Below are 15715 nucleotides of genomic sequence, written 5' to 3'. Positions count from 1 at the left end.
GCCGGCATTGCCGGCGGGGGCCTCGTCGTGAGAGGGCACCTCGGACGAGGGGCCCCCGGCCGTTACTGCTGGGGCAGCTTGTAGGCCATCACGTAGTCACCGATGGTGGTGCCGATGGAGCCATGCCCCCCCGCGACCTGGACGACCATCTGCTCGCCCTGGCTGTTGAGGTAGGTCATCGGCGTGGCCTGGCCGCCGGCCGGCAGGCGGGTTTCCCACAGCTGCTCGCCGGTCTCGAGGTCGTAGCCGCGCAGGTAGTCGTCCACGCTGGCGGCCAGGAACACCACGCCGCTGTCGGTGATCACCGGACCGCCGATGCCGGGCACGCCCAGGCGGATCTTCAGCGGCAGCGAGGTCATGTCCTCGACGGTGCCGTTCTTGTGCTGCCAGGCGACCTCACCGGTACGCAGGTCGGTGCCGGCCACGTAGCCCCACGGGGGCTGCTGGCAGGGCACGCCGAACGGCGACAGGAAGGGCTTCATCTCGACCGCGTAGTCGGCGCCGGCGTTCTCGTTGAGGCCCTGCTCGCCCTGGTTGGTCTCGCCCAGGTCGGCGCCGTCCTTCGGCACCAGGGTGGAGGTGAAGGCCAGGTAGAGCGGCATGCCGAACATCACCTGACGCTTCGGATCCACCGCCAGACTGCCCCAGTTGAAGACGCCGAAGTTGCCCGGGAACACGATGGTGCCCTGCTCGGAGGGCGGCGTGTACTGGCCTTCGTAGCGCAGCGACTTGAACTGGATGCGGCACATCAGCTGGTCGAAGGGCGTGGCGCCCCACATGTCCGCTTCGCGCAGGGTCGGCGGACGGAAGGTCAGGTCGGAGATCGGCTGGGTCTCGGCGGCGTGGTCGCCCTCGATAGTGCCCTGGGGCGCCGGCCGCTCGGAGATCGGGAAGATCGGCTCGCCGGTCTCGCGATTCAGCACATAGACGTCGCCCTGCTTGGTGGGGATCACCAGTGCCGGTTGGTGGCCCTCGTCGGTGTCGAGGTCCAGCAGGCTCGGCTGGGCCGGGGTGTCCATGTCCCACAGGTCGTGGTGCACGAACTGCTGGACCCACTCGACCTGGCCGGTCTCGAGGCTCAGCGCCACCACCGAGCTGGCATAGGTCTCCTCGGCTTCGCTGCGGTACATGCCCAGCTGGTCCGGGGTGCGGTTGCCCATCGGGAAGTAGACCATGCCCAGTGCTTCGTCGGCGCTGGCGATCGACCAGCTGTTCGGCGAGCTGGTGCTGTAGGTCTCGTCCTCGGCGATCGGGGCGGTGTCGTCCGGATGGGCCGGATCCCAGTTCCACACCAGCTCACCGGTCTTGGCGTCGTAGGCACGGATCACGCCGGACGGCGAGTTGACGGCGTAGTTGTCGTTGACCGCACCGGCGACCACGACCTTGCCATCGGCCACCACGGGGGGGGAGGTGGAGTAGTAGAAGCCGGCCTGCTTGTACGGCATGTTGTGCATCAGGTCCAGCTCGCCGTTGTCGGCGAAGTTGGCGCAGCGGGCACCGGTGTTCGGATCCACCGCCAGCAGGCGGGCGTCTGAGGTCGGCATGAACAGCTGGGCGTCGCACTGGATCGGAGCGCGATCCTCGGCCGGTGCGCTGGCAATCTGCACGTCGAGGCTGTCGGCGTCGCCCTCGGCCGGCGGCAGGTAGGACACGCCGCGGCAGGTCTGGTGCTGGCGCGAGCTTTCGTCCGGCACCTTGGCGTCATACACCCACTGTTCCTCGCCGGTGTCGGCGTCCAGTGCGATCAGCCAGTTGTGCGGAGTGCACAGGAACAGCGAGTTGTCGATCTTGAGCGGAGTGACCTCGTAGGTGGTCTCGGTGACGTCCTCCGGGCGCTTCACGTCGCCGGTCTGGTACTGCCAGGCCAGCTCCAGGTCGGCCACGTTCTCGGGCGTGATCTGGTCCAGCGGCGAGAAGCGCTGGCCCATGTTGCTGCGCCCGTAGTCGTGCCAGCTTTCCTCGGGGCTGTCGCCGAGGTCGGGGGTCTCGTTGACGACCTCTCGGTTCAGCTCGCCGTCGATGCGGTGCGGGTCCACGGCCATGCTGCCCAGCAGCCCCACGCCGACGATCGCCCAGACCGGTAGCAGCACGGCGGTGCCGAAGCGCGAGCCGCCCTTGGCCGGCCACAGCAGCGGGATGGCGAGCAGCAGGAAGATGCCCAGGCGCGGCGCCAGCGCCCACCAGTCATAGCCCGATTCCCACAGCGACCAGGCGGCGGTCGCCACCAGGAACAGCGCGTACAGCAGTTGGGCCTTGGGACGGCGTGAGCGCGTCATGGCGCCGACGGCGATCAGCACGATGCCGGACAGGGCGTAGTACCAGCTGCCGTCGAGGGTGACCAGCCACAGGCCGCCCCCGAGCAGGGCCAGCCCCGCCAGCCAGAAAATGAGGGAAAGTATGATCATGATCCCATGCTCCTTGCTCCTTGCGAATAACAATACGATGCACCCCATGGTAAATCATTAGGGTGCAAATCAAAATGACATCGACAGTTCGTCGCCAGCTGTCGCCCCCGCCATCACGATGCCACCCCTTCACTATGGTCTAATGAAGGAGAGGCGTCAGGCGCGGTCGGTCAATGGCGAGTCATTCGAGGTAGGTATAGCCCTCGAGCCCCTCCGAGAGGTCGTCGAGGAAGCGCGCCTGCTCATCGGCCGTAAGGCCGCTGGCGGCGAGCTGGTCGGCGAGGCGCTGGCGCAGCACCTCGGCGTCGAAGTCCACGTAGCCGAGCACATCGGCCACCCGGTCGCCGCGGCGCCGATGGTCGAGGCGCCAGGCGCCGGTCGCGTCCAGCGACGCATCCACCGAGTCGGTGTCGCCGAACAGGTTGTGCAGGTCGCCGAGGATCTCCTGGTAGGCGCCGACCAGGAAGAAGCCCAGCAGGCGCTCCTCGTCGTCGCCCCATTCGGGCATCGGCAGGGTGGCCTCGACCCCTTCGCCGTCCACGTAGCCGTCGATGCGGCCGTCGCTATCGCAGGTGATGTCCTGCACGACCGCGCGCCGGGCGGGCGGACGGTCCAGGCCGGAAAGCGGCAGCACCGGGAAGATCTGATCGATCCCCCAGACATCGGGCACCGACTGGAACAGCGAGAAGTTGACGAACAGCTTGTCGGCCAGCTTCTCGGCCAGTTCGTCGTGGATCTCGCGATGGGCGCGGTTGCGCGGGTCGAGGCGCTCGCGCAGGCGGGCGCAGGCAGCGGTGTAGACGCCTTCGCCCTCGGCGCGGGCCTCGAGACCGGCCAGCCCCATCACGAAGCGCTCCTGAAGCTCGCCGATGGCCTGGCCCAGGTCGTGCCAGGCCTCGACCAGCCCGCGTGGCGCGGGGGACTCGGCCAGGGCGTCGTGGACCCGCCACAGCTCGGCGACCTGCGGGTCGCCCTCGACCCGGGCGGCCGGGGCCCGGGTCTCGGCGCGCTCCTCGCCGATCACGTTGGTGATCAGCACCGCATGATGGGCGGTCAGGGCGCGCCCCGACTCGCTGATCAGGTGCGGATGCGGCAGCCCCTCGGCCTCGCATACCTGGGCGAAGGCCGCGACCACGTTGCGGGCGTACTCGCGCATCGAGTAGTTGATCGAGCAGTCGCTGCGCGAGCGGGTGCCCTCGTAGTCGATGCCGAGCCCGCCGCCCACGTCCACGGTATCCACCGGCGCGCCCAGCGCGATCAGGCTCTGGTAGAAGCGGGCGCACTCGCGCAGGCCGCGCTGGATGTCGCGGATGTTGGCGATCTGCGAGCCCAGGTGGAAGTGCACCAGCTGCAGGCTGGCCAGAGCGTCCGCCTCGCGCAGCCGCTCGACCACGGCCTGGATCTGCCCGGCGGTGAGGCCGAACTTGGACTTCTCGCCGCCGGTATTCTGCCACTTGCCCTTGCCCACCGAGGCCAGCCGGGCGCGCAGGCCGATGCGCGGCCGCACGTCGAGGCGGTCGGCCTCCTCGAGGATCAGCGGCAGCTCCGAGAGCTTCTCCACCACCAGATAGACGCGATGGCCGAGCTTCTCGCCCATCAGCGCCAGGCGGATGTACTCGCGGTCCTTGTAGCCGTTGCAGACGATCAGCGAGGGGCCGTCGCCGGACAGCGCCAGCACCGCCAGCAGCTCAGGCTTGCTGCCGGCCTCCAGGCCGACCCGGTCGTGGCCGCGTTCTCGGGTGGCGAGGATCTCCTCGACCACCCGGCGCTGCTGGTTGACCTTGATCGGGTAGACCGCGGTATAGCCGCCGCCGAAGCCTTCCTCCGCCATGGCCCCGTCGAAGGCGGCACACAGCTGCTCGACGCGGTCATGGAGAATGTCGGTGAAGCGGACCAGCACCGGCAGCCGCAGGCCGGCCTCGCGCAGTTGCGCGATCAGCGGCGCGAGCGGCAGCGCGGGGCCCTCGTCCTCGCCGTGCGGGCGCACCAGGGCCCGGCCGTCGTCGGCCACGTCGAAGTAGCCGCTGCCCCACTGGTCGATGTTCCAGGTGTGCCGGGCGCGCTGCGCGGGCCCGGCCATGCTGCCCATGGTCAGGCTCATCGAGCGGCCTCGGGCAGCGGCAGGGCGCCCTCGGCGATACGCCGCTTGAGCACGCGGCGGAACACCTCCGGGTCATGGGGCGTGAGGTCATGGGCGGGCGGGTCGACATAGACCACCAGCAGCCGCGACAGCCAGTAGCGCAGCGCGGTCATGCGCAGCATCATCGGCCAGGCCTCGCGCTCGCTCTCCTCCAGCGGCCGCCGCGCCTGATAGGCGCCGAGCAGCGCCTCGTAGCGCGCCGGGTCGAGCCGGCCGTCGGCCTCGGTGGCCCAGTCGTTGATCACGATGGCCAGGTCGAACAGCAGGTCGCCGGTGCAGCCGTTGTAGAAGTCGATCAGCCCGCCCAGCTCGTCGCCGTCGAACAGGGTGTTGTCGCGGAACAGGTCGCCGTGGATCGCGCCCTGAGGCAGCGTCGGCGCATCGCCGAAGAAGCCCTGGTAGATCTCCACCTCGTCCTTCATCAGCGCCTGGTCCTCAGGAGCGAGGTAGGCCAGCACCTTGTGGTGCATCGGCAGCAGCCAGTGCAGGTCGCGCGGGTTGGGCCGGTGCCCCGGGAAGCGCTGCGAGACCCGGTGCATGCGGCCCAGGGCGTCGCCCAGCGCCCGGCATTGGGCGAGGTTGGGCGCCTCGGGATGCTTGCCGGGCAGGCGCGGGAACAGCAGCGCCGGCTTGCCGGCCAGGCTGTGCAGGGCGATGCCGTCACGGTCGTGGAGCGGCCCGGGCACGGGCAGGCGATGCTCGTCCAGGTAGTCGAGCAGCTCGACGAAGAACGGCAGCTCTTCGTGCTCGCCCTGCTCGAACAACGTGAGCACCAGCTCGCGACGGTCGGTGGTGACGAAGAAGGTGCTGTTCTCGGTGCCGGCGGGCACGCCCTTGCAGGCGATCAGCGAGCCGGCATCGAACTGGCTCAGGAACGTCTCGACCTGGGAGTCGGTCAGCGGTGTGAATACGGCCATGGATGTCTCGCCCGGGTATGCGAAGCCGCCTATTGTAGCGGCTTGGCGGCGTGATGCACGAACCGGATGGCCTCTCTCCCACAGGAGGCGGGGGCAGAGGTCAGAAACGCTTGATGACCCACTCGGGCACGGCGATGCGCTGGCCGTTCTGGCGCTCGAAGTCGCCGTCGCCGTCGCGGTCGACGAGATAGTAGGAGGGGCCGGCGGCGGGCCGGATCTCGATGGCGTAGAGCTCGCCGTTGACCCGGTACTCGCGGATGGTGCGGTCCTCTTCCTGGCGGATGGTGACGTCCGGCTCGACGTCGGTGCTGGACTGGGCCGCGGCCGGCAGGGCGGCGGTGGCGAGGGCCAGGCCGGCCAGCGGCGCGAGCAGCGCGAAGCGCATGAGGTTCATGGTGTTCTCCTGACCATGGGGTTGCCCCCAGTGTATGCCCTTGGCGGTCGACCACGCATGCTTTGCCCGGCAAATCGCCTCGGCAATGCGTATCATGGATGACCAGGATCAGGGGCGGCGTTCGTGATGACCGCCGCTCCCGACACGCGATCATCTGCCCAGCCTGCAAGGGATGCCGATTCATGGCCGACACCCCCATCGTCCTCGTCGACGGTTCCTCCTATCTCTACCGCGCCTTTCACGCCCTGCCGCCGCTGACCACCTCCGAGGGTCTGCCCACCGGCGCCGTCAAGGGCGTGCTCAACATGCTCAAGCGGCTGATCAAGGACTACCCCGACAGCCCCATGGCGGTGGTGTTCGATGCCCCGGGCAAGACCTTCCGCGACGAGCTCTACGCCGAATACAAGGCCCAGCGCCCGCCGATGCCGGACGACCTGCGTGACCAGGTCCAGCCGCTGCACGACTGCGTGCGCGCCCTCGGCCTGCCGCTGCTGTGCATCCAGGGCGTGGAGGCCGACGACGTCATCGGCACCCTGGCGCGCCACGCCACCGAGGCCGGCCGCGACGCGGTGATCTCCACCGGCGACAAGGACATGGCCCAGCTGGTCAATGCCCACATCACCCTGGTCAACACCATGAAGGACGAGACCCTCGACGTGGCCGGGGTGAAGGAGAAGTTCGGGCTGCCGCCGGAGCGGATCATCGACTTCCTGGCGCTGATGGGCGACAAGGTCGACAACATTCCCGGCGTGCCGGGGGTCGGCGAGAAGACCGCCCTGGGGCTGCTGCAGGGCATGGAGGGCGGCCTCGAGACCGTCTACGCCGACCTGGAACAGGTCAAGACGCTGGGCTTTCGCGGCGCCAAGACGCTGCCCAAGAAGCTGGAGGAGCACCGCGACCAGGCCTTCCTGTCCTACGAGCTGGCGACCATCAAGACCGACTGCGAGCTGCCGGTGGGCCTCGACGACCTGGACATCGCCCACCCCGACCGCGAGGCGCTGGCCGAGCTGTATCGCCGGCTGGAGTTCAAGGCCTGGCTGTCCGAGCTGCTGGAGGGCAAGGACAAGGGGGTCGATGACGCCGCGTCGGGCGAGGGCTCCGAGGCGGGCGACGACGGCAGCGATGGCGGCGGCGCCGAGCGCGAGGACGCGGTGATCCTCGAGCAGGCCGACCTCGACGCCTGGCTTGCGCGTTTGAAGGAGGCCGAGGCCTTCTGCTTCGATCTCGAGACCACCAGCCTCGACTACATGGAGGCCGAGATCGTCGGCGTCGGACTGTCCCTCGAGCCCGGCGAGGCCGCCTACATCCCGCTGGCCCACGACTACCTGGATGCGCCGGCCCAGCTCGATCGCAAGGCCGTGCTCGAGGCGCTGACGCCGCTGTGGGCGGACGCCGGCAAGCCCAAGATCGGCCAGAACCTCAAGTACGACATCTCGGTGCTGGCGCGTCACGGCATCGAGGTGGCGGGAGCCCTCGAGGACACCATGCTCGAGTCCTACGTGCTGGATTCCACCGCCACCCGCCACGACATGGACTCGCTGGCGCTCAAGTACCTGGGCGAGAAGACGGTCAGCTTCGAGGACATCGCCGGCAAGGGCGTCAAGCAGCTGACCTTCAACCAGATCGCCCTGGAGCAGGCCGCGCCCTACGCCTGCGAGGACGTCGACATCACCCTGCGCCTGCACCGCGAGCTGCGCCCGCGGGTCGAGGCCGAGGGCCGCCTGGCCGAGGTGCTCGACAGCCTGGAGCGCCCGCTGATCCGGGTGCTGTCGCGCATGGAGCGCGGCGGCGTGGCGCTGGACGCCGAGCGCCTGCACGCCCAGAGCCAGGAGCTCGGCCAGCGCATCGGCGAGCTCGAGCAGCAGGCCTTCGAGCTGGCCGGGCGCGAGTTCAACCTGGGCTCGCCCAAGCAGCTCGGCCAGATCCTGTTCGAGGAACAGAAGATCCCGGTGATCAAGAAGACGCCCAAGGGCGCGCCGTCCACCGCCGAGGCCGTACTCGAGGAGCTGGCGCTGGACTATCCGCTGCCCAAGGTGATCATGGAACACCGCGGCCTCTCCAAGCTGCGCTCCACCTACACCGACAAGCTGCCGAAGCTGGTCAACAAGGCCACCGGCCGGCTGCACACCAGCTACCATCAGGCGGTCACCGCCACCGGGCGGCTGTCGTCCTCCGATCCCAACCTGCAGAACATCCCGATCCGCACCGAGCAGGGTCGCAAGATCCGCCAGGCCTTCGTCGCGCGGCCCGGCTATCGCATCGTCGCCGCCGACTACTCGCAGATCGAGCTGCGCATCATGGCGCACCTGTCCGGCGACAAGGGGCTGCTCGAGGCCTTCGCCGCCGACCGCGACATCCACGCCGCCACCGCCGCCGAGGTGTTCGGCGTGGGGCTCGACAAGGTCACCCCGGACCAGCGCCGCAGCGCCAAGGCGATCAACTTCGGGCTGATCTACGGCATGAGCGCCTGGGGCCTGGGCCGCCAGCTGCACATCGAGCAGAAGCAGGCCAAGACCTACATCGACCGCTACTTCGACCGCTATCCCGGCGTGGCCCGCTACATGGAGCGCATCCGCGCCCAGGCGGCCGAGGACGGTTTCGTCGAGACGGTGCTCGGCCGGCGCCTCTACCTGCCGGAGATCCATTCCCAGAACCGCGCCCGTCGCCAGGGCGCCGAGCGCACCGCCATCAACGCGCCCATGCAGGGCACCGCGGCGGACATCATTAAGCGCGCCATGATCGACGTCGACGCCTGGCTGGCCGAGGGCGAGGTCGACGCCATGATGGTCATGCAGGTCCACGACGAACTGGTGTTCGAGGTCGCCGAAGACGCCGTCGACACCTTCATTCCCGAGGTGAAGCGGCGCATGCAGGCCGCCGCCGAGCTCGATGTGGCGCTGATCGTCGAGGCCGAGAGCGGCGTTAACTGGGACGAGGCGCACTGACACGTTCATCGTGCCATGCTGTGTGAATGGCTGTGAGAACACCGGTGGGTCACGAGGGCCCGATCGAACAAGGAGGAGAGTGATGCGAAGGATCATGATGCCATGGTTGCTGGGCGCGGGCGTGGCCCTGCTGTCCGGTTGCGCGAGCCAGGCCACCGAGCAGACGGCGGCGGAGCGCTTCGACTGCACCGCCTTGAACCAGGCGATCACGAGTGCGGAGACGGGCTTCGAGGACATCAAGGGGCGCCTGGAGACCACCGATCTGACCCGCACCTGGCAGACCGACACCCAGGCGTTTCATGACGCCTGCGTGATCACCTCGGCCCGCCGGCCCGACCACTACCTGTGCTTCGGTCCGCTGGCGACCGACGACCCGCGCGGCGCGCTGGTGGCCGGCGGCGAGGCCCTCGGCCAGTGCCTGGGCGAAAGCTGGCAGTCCGAGCGCACCGCGCCGGACCGACTCGCGTTCACCCGCCAGGGCCGCGAGCCCGTGGTGGTGCTTGAGAGCTTCCTCAACGACCGCGGACGCCGCATGGGCACCCTTGGGGTGTACCAGAACGCCGCGGACGCCGCGCCCCGGCCGGGCGAGGAGTGAGCCTGACCGGCGCCTGAGCGCGTCTGCCAATGAAAAGGCCCGCGGCAATGCCGCGGGCCTTTTTCGTGATGGCCGATGGTCCCGGCCAGGGCGCGCCGATGGGTGGCGACAGTGCAGCGATAAACCCTTGTGGCCTGGCTGAGCGAGGCGGTGTCTGAAAAGTCGGCGAGCGAAGGCTAGACAAGGCAAAAATCAGCGAGGATGCGCAGTTTACAAAGGGGTAAATGAGCATTTCGAACTGATTTTTAACGCCGTCTAGCCGAGCGCAGGCACTTTTCAGACATTGACTACCGCCAGCCGACGCGATCGAAGATCCGCACCGCCTGCGGATTGTTCTCGCCCAGCACGCTGACGTTCAGGTCGTCGGTCTTGAAGTCGCCCCAGGAGGCCAGCACGTCGTCGACCGGCTCGCCCTCGACCGCCGGGAATTCGTGGTTGCCGGTGGAGAAGATCGCCTGAGCGGTGTCGGAGGCCAGGAACTCCAGGAAGCGCACGGCGTTTTCCGGGTGCGGGGCATCCTTGACCATGCCGGCGCCGCCGACGTTGATGTGGGCGCCGCGGTCGTCCTGGTTGGGGAACAGGATCTGGAGCTTCTCGGCGGCCTCGCGGGTGGCGTCGTCGTCGGAGGTCAGCATGCGCACGTAGTAGTAGTGGTTGGCCACCGCCACGTCGCACTCGCCGCTGGCCACGCCCAGCAGCTGGTCGGTGTCGCCGCCCTCGGGGTCGCGGGCCATGTTGTCGACCACGCCCTGGGCCCACTGCTCGGCGCCTTCCTCGCCGTGGTGGGCGATCATCGAAGCCAGCAGCGACTGGTTGTAGATGTTGTTCGAGGAGCGGATGCAGATCTCGCCCTCGAAGCGCGGATCGGCCAGGTCCTCGTAGCGCGAGAGCTCGTCGGCGCCGACGGCCTCCGGGTTGTAGAAGATGGCGCGCACGCGCTGGCTGAAGCCGAACCACTTGCCCTCGGGGTGGTGCATGTTGGCGGGCAGGCGCTCGTCGAGCAGTTCGGAGTCGACGCTTTCGAAGATGTCTTCCTGCTCGGCGCGCCACAGGCGGCCGGCGTCCACGGTCATCATCACGTCGGCGGGGCTGGCCTGGCCCTCGCGCTTGATGCGCTGGATCAGCTGGTCGGAGCCGCCCTCGAGCACGTTGACCTCGATGCCGGTCGCCTCGGTGAAGGCGTCGTAGAGGTCCTGGTCGGAATCGTAGTGGCGGGCCGAGTAGACGTTCACCTCGTCGGCGACGGCGGGGGCGGCGAAGGCCGCACCGGCCATCAGGGCGGCGAGGGGCATGACGAGACGACGGGACTGTGACATCGGAGACCTCATGGTCGGGGAAGTCGGCATCGACTTCGAATGATAATAGGTTGTATTAGTCTTGCCATTGAAGCGCCTGGTCGCCGTGGCGTCAACCGGCATCGCGGCGCCGATAAATGGCGACGAAAAGACGAAGGTTTCGCGTTACCATGAAGGCCCTGTCACGTCAGCGCCCGGTGCTTGCCCATGACCAGCCACGCTCAGCTTTCCCCCGCCCCCGCCGCCGCCGCCGCCGCGCCGGAACAGGCCCCGGCCCCGGTGCTCGCCATGCACAACATTCGCCACGCCTACGGCCACCACCTGGCGGTGGAGGACGTCGGCCTGGAGGTGCGTCCCGGCGAGGTGGTCTGTCTTCTGGGGCCCTCCGGCTGCGGCAAGACCACGCTGCTGCGCATCGTCGCCGGGCTCGAGGTGCTCCAGCAGGGGCGGGTCGATCTCGACGGCCGGCCGATCGGGCGCCCCGGCCAGGCCCACCTGCCGCCGGAGAAGCGCAACGTCGGCCTGGCGTTCCAGGATTCGGCGCTGTTCCCGCATCTCTCGGTGCTGCAGAACGTCGGCTTCGGCCTCGAGTCGCTGCCGGCCAAGGAGCGCCGCAAGCGTGCCCTTGAGCTGCTCGACCAGCTGGGCATGGGACGCTTCGCCGAGAGCTACCCTCACATGCTGTCCGGCGGCCAGCAGCAGCGCGTGGCCCTGGCCCGGGCGCTGGCGCCGGCACCGCGACTGATGCTGCTCGACGAGCCGTTCTCGAGCCTGGACGCCCGGCTGCGCGACCGCATCCGCGACGACACCCTGCACGTGCTCAAGAAGGTCGGCGCCGGCGCCCTGCTGGTGACCCACGACCCGGAAGAGGCGATGTTCATGGCCGATCGCATCGCGCTGATGCGCGACGGCCACATCGTGCAGATGGGCACGCCACGGGAGCTCTACTGCGCGCCGGTGGATCCCTTCGTGGTGACCTTCTTCGGCGAGGTCAACGAGCTCGAGGGCACGGTGCGCGACGGTCGCGTCGATACCCCGGTGGGCGAGGTGATGGCCCATGGCCTGGAGGAGGGCGCCCGGGCGCGGGTGATGATCCGCCCCGAGGCGCTGCGGGTGGTGGCCCTCGAGGAGCCGCCGGCGGACCACCACAGCCACGTGATCATGGCCAAGCTGCTGGGCCGCACCAGCCTGCTGCACATCTGCGCCCACGGCGGCGGCAGCGAGTCGCATCTGCACGCCCGGGTCCCCGGCGTGTTCCTGCCCGAGGAGGGCCAGCCGGTCACGATCCGGCTGGATCCGTCACAGGTGTTCGTCTTTCCCGCCACTGCCGGGGCGTGAGCCGCGCATCGCCAGGCTGAGCAGGATCACCGGAATGATGCCCACCGCGACGATGGTCAGCGAGGCGGTGGAGGCCTCGGCCAGGCGCTCGTCGGCGGCCAGGTTGTGGGCCCGCACCGCCAGGGTGTCGAAGTCGAAGGGGCGCAGGATGATGGTCGCCGGCAGCTCCTTCATCACGTCGACGAACACCAGGATGCCGGCGGCCAGCAGGCTGCCGCGCATGATCGGCGTGTGCACGCGGCGCAGGGTGCCGCCGGCGGTCTGCCCCAGGGTGCGGGCGGCCGCGTCCATGCTCGGCGTGACCTTGCCGAGGCTCGCCTCCAGGGCGTTGAACGACACCGCCAGGAAGCGCACCACGTAGGCGTAGATCAGGATGAAGGCCGAGCCGCTGAAGATCAGCCCGGCCATCACACCGTAGTGCTCCCGCAGGAAGCCGTTCAGGGTGTCGTCCAGCCAGGCGAAGGGGATCAGGATGCCCACCGCCACCACCGAGCCGGGCACCGCATAGCCCATCGCCGCCACCCGGGTGGCGGTGCGCGTCAGCGGCCCCGGATTCAGCCGCGCGCCGTAGCTCAGCACCAGCGCCAGCCCCACCGCGACCAGCGCCGCCACGGCCGCCAGCAGCAGGCTGTTGCCGGCGAATTCCAGGAACCGGGCGCCGAACAGCGAGTCCCCGCCCTTGATCGACAGGTAGCCCAGCAGGCCGCTGGGAATCAGGAAGCCGACCAGCACCGGCGCCAGGCAGGCCAGGGTGGCGGCGGCGGCGCGCAGGCCGCCGAGCCGGAACTCCGGCAGCTGCTGGTAGCGGCCGGTGGTGTGGAAGTAGCGGCGCTTGCCCCGCGAGGCGCGCTCGAGCAGCACGAAGCAGATCACGAAGGCCAGCAGGCAGGCCGCCAGCTGGGCGGCGGCGACCTGCTCGCCCATGCCGAACCAGGTGCGGTAGATGCCGGTGGTGAAGGTATCGACGCCGAAGTACTGTACCGCGCCGAACTCGTTGAGGGTCTCCATCAGCGCCAGTGACACGCCGCCGACGATGGCCGGGCGCGCCAGCGGGATGGCGATGCTGGTGAACAGCCGCCAGGGGCCGCGGCCCAGGGTGCGGCCGACGTCGAGCACGCACACCGACTGCTCGAGGAAGCTGGCCCGGGCCAGCATGTAGACGTAGGGGTAGAGCACCAGGGTGATCAGGGTCGCCGCGCCGCCCAGCGAGCGGATGTCGGGGAACCAGTAGTCGCCGCGCTCCCAGCCGAAGGTCTCGCGCAGGGCGCTCTGCAGCGGCCCGGCGTACTGCAGGAAGTCGGTGTAGGCGTAGGCGATCACGTAGGTCGGCACCGCCAGCGGCAGCAGCAGGGCCCACTCGAACAGCCGGCGCCCGGGGAAGCGGCACATCACCACCAGCCAGGCGGTGCCGGTGCCGATCACGAAGGTGCCGAGCCCCACCGTGACGACCAGGAAGAGCGTGTTGGCCAGGTAGCGGCCGAGCACGGTGCTGGCCAGGTGCTGCCACACGTCACCGGCGGGCATCACGATATGCGCCAGCACGGTGAGCACCGGCAGGGCCACCACGGCGGCGATGAGCAGGGTCAGAACGCTCCATGCATCGAGGCGCCATCTGGACCGCGGCGCGGCCGAGGCGGGTCGATGGCTGAGGGGGCTGGACAACGCAGGATCTCCTTCCGGTGGGCCGTCACCGGCCAGATGCGAGTGGCTGGCGGGTGAAAGATAGTATCAGCTGCTCGGCGGGGTCGCAGCCAGTCGGGCGGTCCCGCGACGCCCCCGGAGGGCCGGGCGTCGCGGGTGGGTCGGGCGAGGAGGGGGCGTCGGCTTGCCGGGCTAGTAGCCCAGCCACAGCGAGGGCAGTCCGGTCACCAGGGCCGGGAAGACCGCCATCAGCACGCAGGCCAGCAGGATCAGCGCGCAGAACGGAATCACCGCCTTGTACAGGTCCAGGGTCTGGATCTCCGGCGGCGCCACGCCCTTGAGGTAGAACAGCGCATAGCCGAACGGCGGGGTGAGGAAGGAAGTCTGCAGCACCACGGCCACCATCACCACGAACCACAGGGTGTCGACGCCCATGGCCTCGATGATCGGCAGCATGATCGGGAAGCTCAGCAGCACGATGCCGGTCCAGTCGAGGAACATGCCCAGCACGAACACCAGCAGGAACATCAGGATCAGCGCGCCGGTGGTGCCGCCGGGCATCGCCAGCACCAGCTCGCTGATCACGTCCATGCCGCCGCCGATCGAGAACACCCCGGTGAAGGCGGTGGCGCCGACCAGCACGAACATCACCATGGTGGTGGTCTTGCCGGCCTCGATGAAGGTGCGATAGCAGGTCGAGACCTTGCGGTCGCCGAAGATCAGGAACAGCACGAAGGCCAGGGTCACGCCGATCGCCGAGGCCTCGGTGGCGGTGGCGATGCCGGTGAACAGCGCGCCCAGCACGCCGAGGATCAGGCTCATCGGCGGCAGCACGTACTTGCCGAGGCGCACCACCAGCTCGCCGGTGGAGAGATCGGCACGCTCCTCGGCGGCCACCGGCGGGCCATAGCTTGGCTTGATGAAGCACACCAGCAGCACGTAGCCGGCGTACAGGGTGCCCAGCAGCAGGCCCGGCACCAGCGCGCCGGCGAACAGCGCACCCACCGAGACCGGCGAGTAGCTGGCCATCAGGATCAGCATGATGCTCGGCGGAATCAGGATGCCCAGGCAGCCGCTGGCCATGATCACGCCGGCCGACAGGCCCTTGTGATAGCCGTACTTGAGCATCGGCGCCAGGGCGATCAGCCCCATCACCGCGATCGAGGCGCCGACGATGCCGGTGGTGGCGGCCAGCAGCACCGAGACGATGACCACGGTCAGTGCCAGGCCGCCACGCACCCGGCCGAGCAGCAGGCGCATGCTCTCGAACATCCGCTCGGTGACGCCGGAGTCGTTGAGGAAGCGCGCCATGAGGATGAACAGCGGGATGGCCACCAGCACGTAATTGTCCATGGCCCGGCCGTAGATGTTGTTGATGATGATGCCGAGCACCTGGGGGCCGGGGCCGAACCAGGCGCCGAGCACCGCGGTGCCGCCCAGCACGAAGGCCAGCGGATGACCCATGAACAGCCCCACCAGCAGGCCGCCGAACATGAACAGGGTGAGCATTTCCGGGCTCATGAGGCGTCCTCCGATGACGACGGGCCGGCGGTCAGCTCGCCGACGGCACGGATCACGATGGCGATGGCCTGCAGCAGCACCAGCACGCCGGCGATGACCAGCACCGCCTTCACCGGGTAGACCGGGATCGAGACGATGCCGTAGGTGGATTCACCGCGGCTCCAGGAGCGCTCGAAGAAGCGCCAGCTGTAGGTGATGAGCATCAGGATGAAGGGGGTGAAGAACAGCAGGTAGCCGAGCAGCTCGATCAGTGCCCGGCCGCGCCGCGAGAGCAGTCGCTTGAGCACGTCCACCTCGACGTGGGCGTGATGCTTGAGACCGTAGGCGGCCATCAGCATGAAGTGGCTGCCGAACAGCATGGTGGTGACATCGAAGGCCCAGTCGCTGGGCCGGCCGAAGAAGAAGCGCATGGCGATGTCGTAGACCACCACGATGGTAATGATCGCGATCAGCGGGGCGATCAGGCGACCGAAGCCCTCGTTGAGGGCATCGATGGCCCGGGCGATGGCATGCATCCGGAGAGC

At 68.9% G+C, this 15715-nt stretch carries 11 protein-coding genes; 3 read left to right on the top strand and 8 right to left on the bottom strand.

What is annotated here, in order from left to right; genetic code table 11:
* Window positions 1-62: 62 nt before the first annotated feature.
* The 4 genes from CVH10_RS13805 to CVH10_RS13790 all read right to left on the bottom strand — a co-directional run bounded on the left by CVH10_RS13805 (window position 63) and on the right by CVH10_RS13790 (window position 5856).
* Entirely contained in the window at window positions 63-2405 is a 2343-nt protein-coding gene (locus CVH10_RS13805; protein WP_106488979.1) for a glucose/quinate/shikimate family membrane-bound PQQ-dependent dehydrogenase, read from the bottom strand.
* Between the two features lie 181 nt (window positions 2406-2586).
* Window positions 2587-4506, bottom strand: a complete 1920-nt coding sequence (speA, locus tag CVH10_RS13800) for a biosynthetic arginine decarboxylase (RefSeq protein WP_106488978.1) — start codon at window positions 4504-4506, stop codon at window positions 2587-2589.
* Complete coding sequence (locus tag CVH10_RS13795) at window positions 4503-5462, bottom strand: homoserine kinase (RefSeq protein WP_106488977.1); 960 nt, start codon at window positions 5460-5462, stop codon at window positions 4503-4505. Before CVH10_RS13795 ends, speA begins: the two co-directional genes overlap by 4 nt.
* Window positions 5463-5562: 100 nt before the next feature.
* Window positions 5563-5856 (bottom strand): DUF2782 domain-containing protein, encoded by a 294-nt coding sequence (locus CVH10_RS13790; RefSeq protein WP_106488976.1) that lies wholly within the window; start codon window positions 5854-5856, stop codon window positions 5563-5565.
* A gap of 182 nt (window positions 5857-6038) precedes the next feature.
* Here CVH10_RS13790 and polA point away from each other — a divergent pair, with 182 nt between their 5' ends.
* Window positions 6039-8801 (top strand): DNA polymerase I, encoded by a 2763-nt coding sequence (gene polA, locus CVH10_RS13785; protein ID WP_106488975.1) that lies wholly within the window; start codon window positions 6039-6041, stop codon window positions 8799-8801.
* Window positions 8802-8895: 94 nt separating this feature from the next.
* Window positions 8896-9396 carry a hypothetical protein gene (locus CVH10_RS13780; protein WP_146142935.1) on the top strand — a complete coding sequence of 167 codons (501 nt, stop codon included), beginning with the start codon at window positions 8896-8898 and terminating at the stop codon, window positions 9394-9396.
* A gap of 287 nt (window positions 9397-9683) precedes the next feature.
* Here CVH10_RS13780 and CVH10_RS13775 read toward each other — a convergent pair whose 3' ends face one another.
* The gene (locus tag CVH10_RS13775; RefSeq protein ID WP_035594759.1) at window positions 9684-10712 is read right to left on the bottom strand and encodes a Fe(3+) ABC transporter substrate-binding protein; all 1029 of its coding nucleotides are present in this window, start codon (window positions 10710-10712) and stop codon (window positions 9684-9686) included.
* Window positions 10713-10898: 186 nt separating this feature from the next.
* Between CVH10_RS13775 and CVH10_RS13770 the strand changes: the two genes are divergently transcribed.
* Window positions 10899-12029: an ABC transporter ATP-binding protein gene (locus tag CVH10_RS13770; protein WP_106488974.1), complete on the top strand. Its 1131-nt coding sequence runs from the start codon at window positions 10899-10901 to the stop codon at window positions 12027-12029.
* Here the strand turns inward: CVH10_RS13770 and CVH10_RS13765 are convergent.
* From CVH10_RS13765 to CVH10_RS13755, 3 genes are all read right to left on the bottom strand, one after another.
* Window positions 11991-13616, bottom strand: coding sequence for an iron ABC transporter permease (locus tag CVH10_RS13765; protein ID WP_219924705.1), 1626 nt, complete (start codon window positions 13614-13616; stop codon window positions 11991-11993). The genes CVH10_RS13770 and CVH10_RS13765 overlap by 39 nt on opposite strands.
* Before the next feature lie 246 nt (window positions 13617-13862).
* Window positions 13863-15191 (bottom strand): TRAP transporter large permease subunit, encoded by a 1329-nt coding sequence (locus tag CVH10_RS13760; RefSeq protein WP_035594767.1) that lies wholly within the window; start codon window positions 15189-15191, stop codon window positions 13863-13865.
* Window positions 15188-15706, bottom strand: coding sequence for a TRAP transporter small permease subunit (locus CVH10_RS13755; protein WP_035594771.1), 519 nt, complete (start codon window positions 15704-15706; stop codon window positions 15188-15190). The genes CVH10_RS13760 and CVH10_RS13755 overlap by 4 nt, the downstream gene beginning before the upstream one ends.
* Window positions 15707-15715: the final 9 nt, after the last annotated feature.

The organism is Halomonas sp. ND22Bw (genome assembly GCF_003011945.1).
Lineage (GTDB): Bacteria > Pseudomonadota > Gammaproteobacteria > Pseudomonadales > Halomonadaceae > Halomonas > Halomonas halophila.
This window is presented reverse-complemented; position numbering and strand designations above follow the sequence as displayed.

Coding starts and splice junctions, on each gene's coding strand:
- CVH10_RS13775 (WP_035594759.1), bottom strand. CDS start 10,712: ATGTCACAGTCCCGTCGTCTCGTCATGCCCCTCGCCGCCCTGATGGCC.
- speA (WP_106488978.1), bottom strand. CDS start 4,506: ATGAGCCTGACCATGGGCAGCATGGCCGGGCCCGCGCAGCGCGCCCGG.
- CVH10_RS13780 (WP_146142935.1), top strand. CDS start 8,896: ATGATGCCATGGTTGCTGGGCGCGGGCGTGGCCCTGCTGTCCGGTTGC.
- CVH10_RS13755 (WP_035594771.1), bottom strand. CDS start 15,706: ATGCATGCCATCGCCCGGGCCATCGATGCCCTCAACGAGGGCTTCGGT.
- CVH10_RS13770 (WP_106488974.1), top strand. CDS start 10,899: ATGACCAGCCACGCTCAGCTTTCCCCCGCCCCCGCCGCCGCCGCCGCC.
- CVH10_RS13790 (WP_106488976.1), bottom strand. CDS start 5,856: ATGAACCTCATGCGCTTCGCGCTGCTCGCGCCGCTGGCCGGCCTGGCC.
- CVH10_RS13760 (WP_035594767.1), bottom strand. CDS start 15,191: ATGAGCCCGGAAATGCTCACCCTGTTCATGTTCGGCGGCCTGCTGGTG.
- polA (WP_106488975.1), top strand. CDS start 6,039: ATGGCCGACACCCCCATCGTCCTCGTCGACGGTTCCTCCTATCTCTAC.
- CVH10_RS13805 (WP_106488979.1), bottom strand. CDS start 2,405: ATGATCATACTTTCCCTCATTTTCTGGCTGGCGGGGCTGGCCCTGCTC.
- CVH10_RS13795 (WP_106488977.1), bottom strand. CDS start 5,462: ATGGCCGTATTCACACCGCTGACCGACTCCCAGGTCGAGACGTTCCTG.